This is a genomic window from Synechococcus sp. MIT S9507 (assembly GCF_047304715.1).
Taxonomy (GTDB): domain Bacteria; phylum Cyanobacteriota; class Cyanobacteriia; order PCC-6307; family Cyanobiaceae; genus Synechococcus_C.
The window spans coordinates 1,830,125-1,843,582 of sequence record NZ_CP138970.1; the positions used below are offsets into that span (position 1 = coordinate 1,830,125).

General features: G+C 59.4%; 18 protein-coding genes and 1 tRNA gene. 12 read left to right on the top strand and 7 right to left on the bottom strand.

The genetic code is table 11. The features are described from left to right. The first annotated feature begins 1 nt into the window (after position 1). The 5 genes from def (at position 2) to SIB83_RS09580 (ending at position 1,991) form a co-directional block, all read left to right on the top strand. The gene (gene def, locus SIB83_RS09560) at positions 2-607 is read left to right on the top strand and encodes a peptide deformylase (protein WP_413405383.1); all 606 of its coding nucleotides are present in this window, start codon (positions 2-4) and stop codon (positions 605-607) included. A 4-nt stretch (positions 608-611) separates the two neighbouring features. Continuing rightward, positions 612-809 carry a hypothetical protein gene (locus tag SIB83_RS09565; RefSeq protein WP_066910887.1) on the top strand — a complete coding sequence of 66 codons (198 nt, stop codon included), beginning with the start codon at positions 612-614 and terminating at the stop codon, positions 807-809. Between the two features lie 57 nt (positions 810-866). Then, the gene (locus tag SIB83_RS09570; protein WP_413745677.1) at positions 867-1,484 is read left to right on the top strand and encodes a DUF3747 domain-containing protein; all 618 of its coding nucleotides are present in this window, start codon (positions 867-869) and stop codon (positions 1,482-1,484) included. 43 nt (positions 1,485-1,527) lie between these two features. After that, entirely contained in the window at positions 1,528-1,698 is a 171-nt protein-coding gene (gene rpsU / locus SIB83_RS09575) for a 30S ribosomal protein S21 (protein WP_006043142.1), read from the top strand. Between the two features lie 149 nt (positions 1,699-1,847). Further along, positions 1,848-1,991 carry a hypothetical protein gene (locus SIB83_RS09580; protein ID WP_413405387.1) on the top strand — a complete coding sequence of 48 codons (144 nt, stop codon included), beginning with the start codon at positions 1,848-1,850 and terminating at the stop codon, positions 1,989-1,991. 37 nt (positions 1,992-2,028) lie between these two features. Here SIB83_RS09580 and SIB83_RS09585 read toward each other — a convergent pair whose 3' ends face one another. After that, positions 2,029-3,573, bottom strand: a complete 1,545-nt coding sequence (locus SIB83_RS09585) for a YifB family Mg chelatase-like AAA ATPase (RefSeq protein ID WP_413747348.1) — start codon at positions 3,571-3,573, stop codon at positions 2,029-2,031. Between the two features lie 73 nt (positions 3,574-3,646). Here SIB83_RS09585 and SIB83_RS09590 point away from each other — a divergent pair, with 73 nt between their 5' ends. From SIB83_RS09590 to SIB83_RS09600, 3 genes are read left to right on the top strand one after another with little or no spacing between them, the layout of a single operon-like run. After that, entirely contained in the window at positions 3,647-3,988 is a 342-nt protein-coding gene (locus tag SIB83_RS09590) for a histidine triad nucleotide-binding protein (protein ID WP_413745678.1), read from the top strand. A gap of 24 nt (positions 3,989-4,012) precedes the next feature. Next, positions 4,013-6,019 (top strand): ABC transporter ATP-binding protein/permease, encoded by a 2,007-nt coding sequence (locus SIB83_RS09595; protein ID WP_413745679.1) that lies wholly within the window; start codon positions 4,013-4,015, stop codon positions 6,017-6,019. A gap of 6 nt (positions 6,020-6,025) precedes the next feature. Beyond that, entirely contained in the window at positions 6,026-6,235 is a 210-nt protein-coding gene (locus tag SIB83_RS09600; protein WP_413745680.1) for a chlorophyll a/b-binding protein, read from the top strand. A gap of 14 nt (positions 6,236-6,249) precedes the next feature. On the opposite strand, the gene SIB83_RS09605 is transcribed toward SIB83_RS09600, so the two are convergent. From SIB83_RS09605 to psbX, 4 genes are all read right to left on the bottom strand, one after another. After that, complete coding sequence (locus SIB83_RS09605; RefSeq protein ID WP_413745681.1) at positions 6,250-6,738, bottom strand: TolB family protein; 489 nt, start codon at positions 6,736-6,738, stop codon at positions 6,250-6,252. Continuing rightward, positions 6,735-7,232, bottom strand: a complete 498-nt coding sequence (locus tag SIB83_RS09610) for a TolB family protein (protein ID WP_413745682.1) — start codon at positions 7,230-7,232, stop codon at positions 6,735-6,737. Before SIB83_RS09610 ends, SIB83_RS09605 begins: the two co-directional genes overlap by 4 nt. Positions 7,233-7,264: 32 nt before the next feature. Then, on the bottom strand, positions 7,265-8,227 hold the full coding sequence (locus tag SIB83_RS09615) for a Ycf66 family protein (RefSeq protein ID WP_413405398.1): 963 nt from the start codon (positions 8,225-8,227) through the stop codon (positions 7,265-7,267). Between the two features lie 81 nt (positions 8,228-8,308). Continuing rightward, positions 8,309-8,431 (bottom strand): photosystem II reaction center X protein, encoded by a 123-nt coding sequence (gene psbX, locus SIB83_RS09620; RefSeq protein ID WP_066910860.1) that lies wholly within the window; start codon positions 8,429-8,431, stop codon positions 8,309-8,311. Positions 8,432-8,520: 89 nt separating this feature from the next. Here psbX and SIB83_RS09625 point away from each other — a divergent pair, with 89 nt between their 5' ends. Then, positions 8,521-8,850, top strand: a complete 330-nt coding sequence (locus SIB83_RS09625; RefSeq protein WP_413406273.1) for a YggT family protein — start codon at positions 8,521-8,523, stop codon at positions 8,848-8,850. Between the two features lie 22 nt (positions 8,851-8,872). Here the strand turns inward: SIB83_RS09625 and accC are convergent, their stop codons facing one another. Further along, on the bottom strand, positions 8,873-10,219 hold the full coding sequence (accC, locus tag SIB83_RS09630; RefSeq protein ID WP_413745683.1) for an acetyl-CoA carboxylase biotin carboxylase subunit: 1,347 nt from the start codon (positions 10,217-10,219) through the stop codon (positions 8,873-8,875). A 148-nt stretch (positions 10,220-10,367) separates the two neighbouring features. On the opposite strand from accC, the gene SIB83_RS09635 reads away from it, so the two are divergent. The 3 genes from SIB83_RS09635 to msrB all read left to right on the top strand — a co-directional run bounded on the left by SIB83_RS09635 (position 10,368) and on the right by msrB (position 12,219). Next, positions 10,368-10,449, top strand: a tRNA-Leu gene (locus SIB83_RS09635). 29 nt (positions 10,450-10,478) lie between these two features. Further along, complete coding sequence (locus SIB83_RS09640) at positions 10,479-11,765, top strand: glycosyl transferase (protein ID WP_413405402.1); 1,287 nt, start codon at positions 10,479-10,481, stop codon at positions 11,763-11,765. Between the two features lie 28 nt (positions 11,766-11,793). Beyond that, positions 11,794-12,219, top strand: a complete 426-nt coding sequence (gene msrB / locus SIB83_RS09645; RefSeq protein ID WP_413745684.1) for a peptide-methionine (R)-S-oxide reductase MsrB — start codon at positions 11,794-11,796, stop codon at positions 12,217-12,219. 42 nt (positions 12,220-12,261) lie between these two features. Here msrB and SIB83_RS09650 read toward each other — a convergent pair whose 3' ends face one another. Then, positions 12,262-13,446 carry a PRC-barrel domain-containing protein gene (locus SIB83_RS09650; RefSeq protein ID WP_413745685.1) on the bottom strand — a complete coding sequence of 395 codons (1,185 nt, stop codon included), beginning with the start codon at positions 13,444-13,446 and terminating at the stop codon, positions 12,262-12,264. Positions 13,447-13,458 lie beyond the last annotated feature (12 nt).

Consider the following 13,458-nt stretch of genomic DNA (forward strand, 5'->3'; position numbering starts at 1 on the left):
CTTGGCCAGGAGCTTCGCCCAGTTGGCACGATCCGCCGAGAAGACCAGCTCTTCAGTGGCCGTGCCGAAGAAGCCTCTGGATTCTCCTCCGCTTCACATTCACCAACTTGGTGCTGAAGCTCTCAGGGTCGAAGGCCGTCGTGTCGGCAAAGTTGATGAATCGGTGAGGGATCTCGCCAGAGACATGCTGCGCAGCATGTACACGGCCCATGGCATAGGCCTTGCCGCTCCCCAGGTGGGCGTCGACAAGCAGTTGCTGGTGATCGATCTCGATCCGGAGACCCCGAGCACACCACCCCTGGTGTTGATCAACCCCGAGGTCATTTCCGCCAGTGCAGGGCTTGACACCTACGAAGAAGGTTGCCTGAGTATCCCTGGGGTTTATCTCGATGTGGTGAGACCCACCGCAGTGCAGGTGAGTTTCCGCGATGAGATGGGTCGCCCGCGCACGATGAAAGCCGATGGCCTGATGGCCCGCTGTATTCAGCACGAGATTGATCACCTCAATGGGGTGCTTTTCGTTGATCGGGTCACAGATAAAGACGGACTTCTCAAGGAGCTCAAGGACCACGGCTTCCAGTCGTCCGACGTGCGCTCCATCCCCTGATTCCATGCCGATGAAACCCCTCGCAGGGCTGTTCCTGGCCCTGGCCTGCGTGCTCGGTATCGCTGCCACAGGGAGTGTGTTCGAGCTTGCCTATGGCGATCCTGATCTTGGTGTCACGCTCACGCGATGGATCCTCGGCCTGACTCTGCCGGCCACGGTCGGGTCGCTTCTGGTTGCGATTCGGCTCAACAAACCGGCCTGATTGATGCAGCCGAAGAGCCGCGGCACTTTTACGATCCAGGCACATTCTTCTGCTTCGATGGCCCGTTTCCGGATCGCCGCTGCCGCTTTAACGGTCTTCGGTGCCACTGTCGCCACTGGACTGATGTCTTCGGTGCGTGCGCAGGGCTCCCTGTTCACCACCACTGAGGTCGATGAAACCAAGTTTGTTCTGGTTTCAGCTCCGATCGGCTCCGGCGAACGTTCCCAGCTGAACATCTATGAACAACGCACCAGTGCTCGTCCCTGCTACTCGGTGACTGGCAGTGCGCCTGCGGTGGTTGATCCGTTGCTGGCAACCTTCGATTTCACGGGAATCTGCAACCGCTACATCGACGGCAATGGTTATTCGCTGCGCATCGGCGGTAACGATCTGGGAACCCGCTACCGCCTCTCGGTCATCAAATCAGCGAATGACGTTCAGTTGATGGCTGTGCCAACGCGTAACCCTTCTGAACCCACTTTCCTGGTGGCTCGAGCAGGCGGCTTCGGCAACAACTTTGTTGAACTGAAGCTCGAGCCCGGCTGGAAGCTGATGCGACGCCAATACGGAAAGCGCACCCTTGGACATCTCTACGTCTACCGCGATGGAGTGCAGTCCGAATCTGGGGGAGCGGCTGAGACCGCTGTGCCGGGAGAAACAGAACAGACCCCCTGAGGTCACTTGCTAGGTTAGTGCGCTGGAAATCATTGCTTGTTGAATGACTCAGGTCACGGTCGGCGAAAACGAAGGCATCGAATCGGCGTTGCGTCGCTTCAAGCGTCAGGTCTCCAAGGCTGGAATCTTCGCTGATCTCAAGCGTCTGCGTCACCACGAGACACCGATCGAGAAGTACAAGCGCAAAGCTCAGCAGCGTCGTCGTCGCCGCTGATTCACTTTCTGCCGGTGAGGCGTTGAACGTCTCATCGGCTTATAAGTCATGGACTCGTGCCGGGTCACCGGCTGAAAACCCGTATATCGGCCTGTTGGCTTCCTCTTCAGTGTTGTCAAGACTGAATGCAGAGATGAGTAATCAGTGCCATGGGTCGATCAATCAACGCATTCCGCTCCTGGATGGCGGAAACTCTTTCACATGCCGTTGGCAACCCCAGGGAGGAGAAGATGACTGTCCCTCCCGCCATCGGTCCTCAGCCCTATCGGGATGATCCCAGGTCAGGTCGGTGAAATCCTGATTCCGACCCTGCAGGGGCCATGGTCAGCATCATGGCTCAGCAGTATCGAAGCTTCTGAAGCACAGTGCGGAAGCCAGATTCTCAAGGTTCACCTGGTCACTGGCATTTAAGTCGGCCACCGTTCTGGCGACCCGCAACAGACGCAGTCCGCTGCGCATGCTCAGACCTCTTGCGCGGATGACCTCCTCCCAGTGTTCGATGGTTTCCGCCCTGAATCCACCATGCTGTTTGAGCTGTTGGGCACTGAGTTCACGGTTGGGCAGATCGTCCGGATTGCGCTCACGCATCAGCACCCTGGCGCGATCGACTGAGGCGGCGCTGAAGGTCGGGTCCTGCTCTCGGGAGTTCCTAGCCAGGCTGCGGCGCAAACTGTCAGGCTCTGCTGGTTCGAGTTTCAGCTGAAGATCCAGCCGGTCGAGCAGCGGTCCTGACAGCCGCCCCCAGTAACGCCGACGTTTCAGCTCACTGCAGATGCAGCGGCGATCGCCCCACCAACCGCAAGGACAGGGATTGGCGGCAGCGACCAGGGTCACTCGGCTGGGAAAGCGGCAGCTGATTCTTGCTCTGCTCAGCCAGATCACGCCTTCCTCGAGGGGCTGGCGGAGTTGGTCAAGCACCGATCGGGGGAATTCGGTCAGTTCATCCAGGAACAGCACTCCACCGTGGGCGAGGCTGACTTCCCCCGGTCGGGGATGGGCACCTCCTCCAAGCAATGCGGCAGCTGTTGCACTGTGATGCGGGCTTCGAAAAGGCCGTTGCCGGATCAACTGCCCTTTACCACGAATGAGTCCGGCAATCGAATGCAGCCGGGTGATTTCCAGGGCTTCCTCTCTGTCCAGAGGAGGCAGAAGTGATGGCAACTGATGGGCCAGAACTGTTTTGCCGCATCCAGGTGGACCCACCAGCAGCAAATGGTGGCCGCCTGCAGCAGCGATGGCGAGGCCCTGACGAGCGAGACCCTGTTCTGGGAGATGGAGCAGTTTCTTGGTTGAGTCAGATTCCAGAGAGGCCTGCTGAATGGTTTCAGGGACCGACCGTCTGCAGCTTTGAAGAGCTCTTTCCCCGCCATTGCGCAGGCATTCCACCAGTTCTCGAAGCGTGGCGGCGCTGCGGACTTCCAGGCCGGTCACCAGGGAGGCCTCGGCTGCATCATCCGCGGACACGGCGAGGGCGCTTGCCTTTTGTTCAGCCGCCTCGCAGGCGATGGCGAGAATCCCTCGGCAGGGTCTGATGCGGCCATCCAGCCCCAGTTCTCCGGCACACCAGAGCCCATTGAGCAGAGGCGCATCCAGCTGCCCACTCGCCACGAGCAAGGCCAGTGCGATGGGGAGGTCGAATGCGGGACCTTCCTTGCGCAGGTCTGCAGGTGCAAGGTTCACCACCACTCGCACAAGGGGGCCGCGAAATCCGCTGTTGCGCAGCGCAGCCCGAACACGTTCCCGCGACTCCTGGATCGCGGTGTCCGGTAAGCCCACCAGCTGCAGGCCTGGTAACCCAGGAGCCAGATCAACCTCGACAGTGACTGGAATGGCGTCGAAACCGAGCAGTGACGCACTCAGGCAGCGTGCCAGCATTGAGATGATGAGCGGTGCATGGATCTGATGCCCTGCCTGTCCCATCACCTCCCCCACCACGAGCCCAGGTGTCATGGCCGAGGACACGATCTTTTCCCGCATCCTCAGGGGTGAGATTCCCTGTGATGAGGTCTACAGCGATGAGCAGTGCCTCGCTTTTCGCGACATAGCTCCCCAGGCTCCCGTTCACGTGCTGGTGATTCCGCGTGAGCCGGTCGTGGGCCTTCAGGATGTGGGCGAAGAGCATGCGGCTCTGCTGGGACACCTCCTTTTGATTGCTGCCCGGGTGGCCAAGCAGGAGGGGCTCAAGGATTGGCGAACAGTGATCAACAGCGGCGCCGCTGCCGGTCAGACCGTCTTTCATCTGCATGTGCACGTGATCGGAGGTCGTGCACTGGCTTGGCCCCCCGGTTGATCCAGATTCAGTGAGAATGACCTCATGACAACCACCCCTCGGCGTCCTGCCCAGGGACTGGGTGCGCAGCTGGGCAAGCTGCAGCGCCTGGCCCAGCCCTATTTCCTCCCTGTGGAGGAAACCCGCACCTGGCAGTTCTTATTGCTGGTGCTCTCACTGCTGCTTCTGGTGATCGGAGTCACGCTCGGGTTGCTCACGCTCGTTGTGGCCCTGACGGATCAACTGATCCCGACACTGCAGGACCGCTTTCTCCCCGGAGTCGATGAGATCGTTCGATCGATCTGGTCAGGCTGGATCGGTCCGGTCGTGCTCGCCTGCTCGCTGGCAGGAGCCGGTTTGTTCATTGCGTTCCGCAGCAAACTCCGGCAAGGCCGTTGGCTTCCCTGGTTGCTGCTTGGTGTGATCGCCCTGCTGATTCTGGTGATCAACGGCATCAACGTCGGCATCAGCTACATCTCCCGCAATATCGAGAACGCACTGGTTGCCTACGACGTTTCAAGTTTCTGGAACATCGTCGCCATCTATGCGTTCTGCCTAGTGCTTGCGCTGCCGATTCGCGCGGTGCAGAGCTATCTGATCCCCAAGGTGGGTTTGATGTGGAGGCGCTGGCTTAGCTCGCGTCTACTGGGTCGCTATCTCTCCAATCGGGCTTACTACGTTCTCAATCCCAACGATGAGAACGCTTCTGATATCGACAACCCGGATCAGCGGATTGCGGACGATACCCGCAGTTTCACGATCACTAGCTTGAGTGTTGTCGTGGAGGTGATCACGGCTCTGCTCACCTTCTTCAGTTTCATCCTTGTGCTGTGGGGCATCAATGGTCGTCTTGCCCAGCTGCTGATCGTTTACTCAGTCGTTGGAACCACCCTCATTGTTTATGCCAGCCGCAAGCTGGTGGCCTTGAACTATCAGCAGCTCAAGCTTGAAGCGGACTTCCGTTACGGCCTCGTCCATATTCGCGACAACGCTGAGTCGATTGCCTTTTACGGCGGCGAACAGCAAGAGGGGAAGGAGGCCAACCGCCGACTGGACGGCGCTATCACCAACTACAACCGATTGATCATCTGGGAGGCGCTGATCAGTGTGATTCAGCGTTCTTACGATTACTTTTCTCGCTTTCTCCCCTGGCTGGTTATCGCACCCATTTACTTCGCTAAGGAGGTTGATTTCGGGGTTTTCGGACAAGCCAGCATCGCCTTCTCTCAGGTGCTTTTTTCAGTCAGCTATATCGTCAACAACATTGATCGTCTGGCAGCCTTTTCAGCCAGCATTTCCCGACTGGAAGGTTTCCAGGGAAGGGTCGATGAAATCACGCACCGCAGTGAAGACGATCAACTCGGCATTCTGCATGATGCCGAGCAAGTCGAGGCAGGTCGGCTACTACTCAGTCATGTTGATCTGGTGCCTCCTCAGAGCGACCGTGTTCTGATCAAAGACCTCAGTCTCAGCATGGAGGCCCGCCAGCGGCTGCTGGTGGTGGGTCCTTCAGGTTGTGGCAAGACGTCATTCCTGAGGCTCGCGAGTGGACTCTGGCCGGTCAGTGGTGACGGTCATCTGGAGCGTCCTCCCGCCGGCGACATGCTCTTTATCCCTCAGAAGCCCTACATGCTGCTGGGTTCCTTGCGTGAACAGCTGGCCTATCCACTCCAGCCTGATCGCTTTGATGCTGATCAGTTCCGCTCCGTTCTCCAGGAAGTGCGGCTGCCTGATCTGGTTAACCGCTATCCCGATTTGGATGTGAAGCAGGATTGGCCGCGTCTTTTGTCCCTGGGTGAGCAGCAGCGTCTCGCCTTTGCTCGGTTGCTGCTCAATGCTCCCCACATGGTGGTGCTTGATGAAGCAACCAGCGCTCTGGATGTTGCCACGGAACGCCACCTTTATGAACTGCTTTGCCGGCGCGAAATTTCATTCATCAGTGTTGGCCACAGGCCAACTCTTCGAGAGTTCCATGACACGGTTCTCGAACTCGATGGCAAGGGAGGATGGCGTCTACTTCCCGCGGCAGGCTATGAATTCGGCCGCGTTTGATCCCCGATGACCTCCGAGACCGACTCAGCGAAGCCGCCTGTGGCTCCTGCCGACCAGACACCCTCAGCAACCACAAATGATGTTCCTGCATTCGGCTGGAGCGGCTATGCAGAGCGTGTCAATGGCCGTTTCGCCATGATCGGCTTTCTTGCAGTGCTGCTTGTGGAAGCGCTGAGCCACGACACCTTCCTGCATTGGTCTGGTCTGGTGCCCTGAGCGGCAATCGTTGATCAAGGCAAGCGGATCAGATCCACATCCCATCGCCCCTGGCGGCTCACCTGCACAGCAAGGAGACGTCCTGATCCATTGAGGCTGACCTCCCTGGGAACTCCAGCTGGTTCTACGGGTAAGCGTTGCAGGATTCCTACACCACGGCGGTAGAGCATCAGTTCCGTGCGTCCATCTCGGCTGCGGATCAGAGCAATGCGTTTGCCATCGCCGCTGACGCTGACACTGATCGGCTGGGCATCCGCCGGATTGATGCCAGGTAGCGGCACCGGCTGACCGTTGCGCAGATCCACAAGTTCGATGCGTTCCCGGCCGTTGCGACTGGCGATCGATGCCAACCAGCGGTTGCCCATCGAGGGCCATCTCCGGCTGTCTGAACTGCGCTGCAGGGCACTGCTGATGCCCCGCTCAGGGCGTAGGCCGGATGGACCACAGCCCACCAGGCAAAGCCCAAGCAACAGTGCAGCTAACCGTGTCCACCGATCTCTCATGGCTGAGGCTCTGCCGGATTTGAACGGCGCAGCCCACCGCGTCCATCGGGTTCGAGCAGTCCGCTGAGATCAAGCAGTTCCACTTGCCAACGTCCTCGATCGGCGGTCTGCACTGCCAGCTGACGCCCATCCGGTGAGAGGCTCAGTCGGACGGGAGAACGACCTGAGGGGAGGCGAAGGGGATGAGCGCGCCCATTGAGTCGGTCCTCGATCAGAACAAGCCGTCGGTTACCGCGCTGAATGATCACGGCCAAATAGCGACCGTTCCAGCTCAGTGAAGGAGAGCTGTGGGGCTGTTGCCTGCTCAGATGGCGCAGGGGGAGACGACCACCACTGCGAAGATCCTTCAACTGCACGGTGGGTCTGCCGCGCTGGTCAACGATCACAGCCAACTTGCTGCCATCTCCACTGAGTGCGGGCTGCTGCTGCTGCTGCTCAGGCAGAAATGAGCCAGGAGCCCGCTGGGTTTGGCCGCTGCATCCGACTATCCACAAGCCGATCAGCAGCAGCAGCGCAGGGATGCGGATCAGTCGTCGAAGCGGGAGCTGTTGTCCCGTGGACGCGAGCTGCGGGGAGGAGTTCGCCCTGGATCCTGGGAACGCGTGCCGGGCGTAGTCTCCTGGCCGGACTGACGTCGGCTCGGACTGTAGGCCGCATCCTCGGCAGCCTGGCGGAACGGTGTCCCCTGAGGAACTCCAGGCGGCGTTGTCGTTGTTGAGCGGTTGATAAGAGGAGAGCTGGATGCTGAACCCTGTGACTCTTCGTTTGGACGTCGGGAGGCTGCGCGAGGAGAGGTGGTTGATGGGGCTGCCGCACGGGCAGAAGCTGCACTGGGCCTGCTGCCACGCCGCTGGTCATCCCGCTGATTGCGGCGATCCCCGAAGCTGGGACCGGTGGATGGGCGGTCGTCGTCCCGAGTCCCGAAGCGGGCCATTCGGCGCTCCTGCTCACTGTCCTGCCTCCAGCTGGAAGGTTCTTCAGGGCGACCGCGTCGTCGACTGGCGGCTTGTTCGGGAATCGCAGCTCTGGAATTTCGTCGTGGACGATAGAAATCGTCGTCCTGCCCCTCACTGCGGTCGAATTCCTGGCCTGCGAAGCGACGTCTCAGCGGCTGAGGTTCGTCAAAGCTTTCATAGGACTCGTCGTATCCACCGCGCATTCCAGGCGATTGTCCCCTGGCGGGCGGTTCGTCATCGAAGTAGGCCGAGCGGCGCGCTTGCTCCGCTGAGATTCCTCGCAGACGAACGCTTTCGTACGCAAAAAAGACTGTTGTGCCGGCCAAAAGGAATTGTCCGAACTGGAGTATCGGATCGAGTCTCCAGCCCTGGAAGAAGAGAATGCCGCCGCAGAGCAGGCCGATGGCTGCAAAAAAAACGTCGTAATCGCGGGCCAGTGCAGGTTTGAAGCTGCGCATGAAGTACAGCATTGCGCCGCCAACGGCCAGCACGATGCCAACGATGCTGGCCCAATTAAGACTGGCGTTAACCACGATCAGGACCTCGAAATGCGTTCGCCGGGCTTTTTGAAACCGGGAACAGTTGTTTCAAGTTTACGAAGTGCGCCAGGCCCTTCAGAGCTTTCGGTCCACCTGGTCGGTCTGGCTGAACAGGAAAAGAGCGATCGAAGCAGGCACCACCACGATCACGGCACCCGCGACCAGGCTGAGCAGGAAATTGGTGAGGGAGGGAGTCATAGTGATCGGGCCGGAACCAAACCCTGGATTCAAGGCAAGAGCGATCTTAGGGATCGTTGGCGACTTTCTACGATGCTGAACCCGTTGCTTTGAGCTTTGTGACGCCGACCCTGCTTCAGATTCTGCCAACGGTGCATCTGATCCTGGGTCTTCTCCTGGCCGCCTGGAGCCTGATGTTTCTGATGAGGATCGTGCTCACCTGGTATCCGAAGGCCGATTCCAACTCGGGGGTCTGGGCTGTGGTGATCTGGCTCACTGAGCCGGTACTGGCCCTCACGCGTCGTGTTGTCGCACCGATCGGTGGTGTCGATGTGACGCCGGTCATCTGGCTTGGATTGGTCAGCCTTGTGCGTGAGCTGTTAGTGGGTCAGCAGGGTGTGCTGTCCCAGATCCTGATGCGTTCCCAGGCCGTTGCTTGAACTGCGGCCGTTCACCTGGAGCTCAGGGAAGCATTTCCTGCTCAACGAATTTGGTATGAACGTCGCCGCTGATGAATTCCGGTCGGTCGATCATCTCAAGATGAAAGTCGACCGTTGTGGGTATTCCCGTGACGGCGCACTCGTTGAGCGCGCGCTTCATGCGTGACAGTGCGTGGGTGCGATCCGTTCCCCACACAATCAGCTTTCCAATCAGGGAGTCATAAAAGGGTGGAATGTCGTAACCGGTGTAAACGTGACTGTCGACGCGTACGCCAGGACCTCCGGGGGGCAGCCAACCGGTGATCCGTCCGGGTGCGGGGCGGAAGTTATGACGAGCATCTTCCGCATTGATCCTGCATTCGATCGCGTGACCGCGAAGCTTGATGTCCTTCTGAAGGACGCTGATCGGCTCGCCTCCTGCGATGCGCAGTTGTTCAGTGATCAGGTCAACTCCTGTGACCATCTCAGTGACAGGGTGCTCCACCTGAATACGGGTGTTCATCTCCATGAAATAAAAACCGCCGCTGCGGTCCAGCAGGAATTCGACCGTTCCTGCGCCCTCGTAGTCAATGCTGCGTGCTGCAGCCACAGCAGCTTCGCCCATGCGTCGACGCAACTCAGGGTCAAGAGCAGGGCTGGGAGCTTCTTCCAGAAGTTTCTGGTGGCGACGCTGAATCGAGCAGTCGCGTTCGCCGAGGTGAACGACGTTGCCATGGCGATCGGCCAACACCTGCACTTCAACGTGACGCGGGCGGTCGATGAATTTCTCCATGTACAGCCCGGGATTGCCGAACGCCGCTTCGGCCTCTCCCTGTGCTGCCTTGTAAAGGGTGTCGAGCTGATCAGGGCCCTGGACGAGGCGCATACCTCTGCCACCGCCACCGGCCGTGGCCTTGATCATGACGGGATAACCCATGCTGGCTGCAAGTTCAGCCGCTTCTTTGGCTCCGGAGAGCAGCCCTTCACTTCCGGGAACGGTGGGAACACCCACCGATTGCATGGTGGTTTTTGCGGTGGACTTGTCGCCCATCGAGCGGATCGCATGGGGAGACGGTCCGACAAAGGTGAGGCCATGGTCGCGGCACATCTCCGCGAACTTGTCGTTTTCGGCAAGGAATCCATAGCCGGGATGAATGGCGTCAACGCCTCTTGAGGTGGCGGCAGCGAGAATGTTGGGAACGTTCAGATAACTGCGGTTGCTGGGCCCTTCTCCGACGCAAACCGCCTCATCTGCCAGTTGGACGTGGAGCGCATTTCGATCAACGGTGCTGTAAACCGCCACAGTGGAGATCCCCATCTCCCGGCAGCTTCTCAGGATTCTGAGAGCAATTTCGCCGCGGTTGGCGATCAGCACCTTGCCGATTGGCATCCCGCAGTTTCCAAGCCAGGGCGGATCGTATCAGTGTCCGTGCGTGAGGGTTGATCCATGCTCTGAAGGCAGAGCCTGGAGGGCATTAACGGGCACCCCAGCCGGTATGATCCTTTCCCGATGAGGCCCATGGGGCTCAATCGGCCACGCGGATGTGGTGGAATTGGTAGACACGCACGTTTGAGGGGCGTGTGGCTTCGGCCTTGCGAGTTCAAGTCTCGCCATCCGCATTTTCTTCCCAAAACACGGTCCGTTCCGCTTGACGTTCCGATCCACGGATTCAACGCTCTCTGTGGTGTTCGTGTCCAACGGACCAGGCGAACTGAGTACCTGGGTTCGTCCGTTGGCGGAACAGCTCCACAGGCAATTGCTGCTGAGGCCCAGAGCAAGGCATTCACCTCTCAGTCTGAGGCTGGTGCTGGTGCCATGCCCTAATGCCACTGGCATGGAGGCTGAGGCTGCCAGCCGTTGGCAGCAGTTCGACCGCATTTTTCCTGCAGCTCAGTTCTGGTCTCTTTTGCTTCATCCGGATCGGTTCGGCCACTGGCCGGCTCGAGGAGTGGTGGTTTTTCTTGGTGGAGACCAGTTCTGGAGTGTGTTGCTCTCAGCAAGACTCGGCTACCGACACATCACCTACGCCGAGTGGGTAGCCCGCTGGCCGCGTTGGAATGACCGCATTGCGGCGATGTCTTCAGGGGTTCAGCAACAGCTGCCCAAGCGCTTTCGTTCGCGTTGCAGGATTGTTGGCGACCTGATGGCCGATTTGTCCAGCCATGCTCGGGTGAGCGATCCTCTGCCTGAGGGAGAGTGGGTGGCGCTGCTGCCCGGGTCCAAGCCAGCCAAGCTGAGCGTGGGAGTTCCTTTCCTTGTCGAAACCGCTGACCGCCTGAGCGTTCAGCGGCCGGGTTGTCGATTTCTTTTACCCGTTGCTCCCACGACCAGTGCCGAGGATCTGCTCCGTTACCTGGAACCTTCCAATCGCATCATGGATGGTTATGCGGCCGGCGTCAGGGAGGTGCTCCCCCCTGGTGAGTGCTGGCCATGGAGGCGGCTCCTGACGGAGGCCGGCACTCTCATTCACCTACAGGAGGACCCCCCTGCCCACGGAGTGCTGAGTCAGTGTTCCCTCGCACTCACCACAGTGGGGGCCAACACGGCTGAGCTTGGAGCTCTCGGAGTGCCGATGATTGTGCTGGTGCCCACCCAGCATCTTGGTGTGATGCAGGCCTGGGACGGTGGGATGGGGCTCCTGGCCCGGTTGCCAGGACTGCGGAGACTGATCGGTCTTCTGCTCAGCGCCTGGAGGATGAGAAACCAAGGTCTGCTGGCTTGGCCGAATATTTCCGCAGGCCGGATGGTGGTCCCTGAGCGGGTAGGCACCATCACACCCGAGCAGATTGCAGCCGAAGCATCGGGCTGGATGCAGCAGCCCGAGCGACTGCAGGGTCAGCGCGAGGATCTCAGGGCGTTGCGTGGCCAGCCTGGAGCAGTGGCGGCTCTGGCTGAAGAGGTGAGAAGCCTGCTGCCTAAGGCTCTTTCCGACTAGCTTTTGATACCAAACCTTCTCTCTGTCCATGACCACTCCATCAACCTCCGGCGGCGATCGTGATGAACGCTCCCCTGAGGAGTGGAAACAGCATCTAACTCCTGAACAGTTCCAGGTGGCTCGCAGAGGAGGTACTGAAAGGGCCTTCACAGGTGCTTACTGGAATCTCAAAGACCGAGGGATGTATCACTGCATTTGCTGTGACATCCCCTTATTCAGTTCCGAAACCAAATTTGACTCCGGCACCGGCTGGCCCAGTTTCTGGCAGGGAGTCAGTTCCGAGGCCATCGTCACCAAGGAGGATTTCAGCCATGGAATGGTGCGCAGAGAAATTCTCTGTGCACGCTGTGATTCCCATCTCGGACACGTGTTCAGCGATGGACCAGCTCCCACGGGTCAGCGCTACTGCGTCAACAGCGCTTCGCTGCAGTTCAAGAATGGTTCTGAGTCCTGATTGGACTGACTTTGATCGATTTGACACGCTGCTCAGATTGATTCACCAGGGATCTTCAACGGGCTCGCCGGAAGACCTTTCCGGAAGTTCGTTGCTCCATGGCTCGCGCGCCTTCGGTTCCAGTGGTTGTCGCTTCATGGGTTGCACATCCATGGGTTGCACATCCATCGGTTCCACATCCAGGGGTTCTCCGGGCCGCTCGGCTGGTCGCCGAGAAGCCGGACGGGGACGATCGTCGTACCTAGGCCTTTCTTCATCGATGAATGAATCCCTTTCGCCCCGAGAGTTGATGTAGCGGGAGGGATCTGGCTCCCGGAAAGACCGTTCGTCCTGGTCCTGATTCCGGTAACGATGATCCAGAGGCTCAGGTTCGCGTCTGGAATAGCGCTCAGCCTCTCTGTAGGGCTCGGGTTCATCGATGGGCAGTTCATCGAGGTAGCGGCGCCGGCGTAGGCCCTGCTCCCGTGGCTGTTCCAGCTCCACATATTCCAGTTCCGGCTGTTCAGCTTCGAAACGCTCGGCCTGAGAAGATTCAAGCTGTAGTGGAGCCGTTTCAGCTGGCTGACCAGAGCTGAGTTGGTTCTCAACGGGCACAACATTGAGGCGGTAGCGCTCTCTTTCCTGCTCCTCCCAGCTGGCACCTCCCACTCCCAGCTTTTCAAGGAATCCACTATTGAGTTGTTTGAGTTTGTCTTCGGCGCCCTCGTAAACAATGATCCGGTCAGCACCGCTGCTGACGATTTCGTCGACGGGAATTTCCCAGGTGCTGAGTACTCCTTCACCGAGCAGCGGTACACCCAAAGCCCCCATCACCAGGGTGGTCAGCTCGCCGGTTTCAATGTCGAAGGAGAAGCCCAGAACTCGGCCGAGTTGCTGCCCTGATTCCGTGATGACCTGGCAATTGATGATGCGGCCGTAACGATCAGCTGCAAAGCCTTCGCTGAGGGAGTCCGCTGAGTCGACAAGGATCACGTCCCCGACCTGGCGGATGCGGTCGAGGGGCATCCAGCGCGGCAGGCCCGGCAGAAACCTGGTGAGTGGATTGTCTCGTAATCCCAGGGCCACCACTTCGCGGCGGTCGATATCCACGACCACTTCACCCACAACGCCAAGGCGCCTTCCGCTGTCGCGGGTGATGACCTGCGTGCCCATCAGTTCCGACCTCAGCCAGAGGCGGTCACTGGGCACGTTCGCCAGGGGGTCATTGGAAGTTGACGACAAGCTCAACCGCGGGCCTCA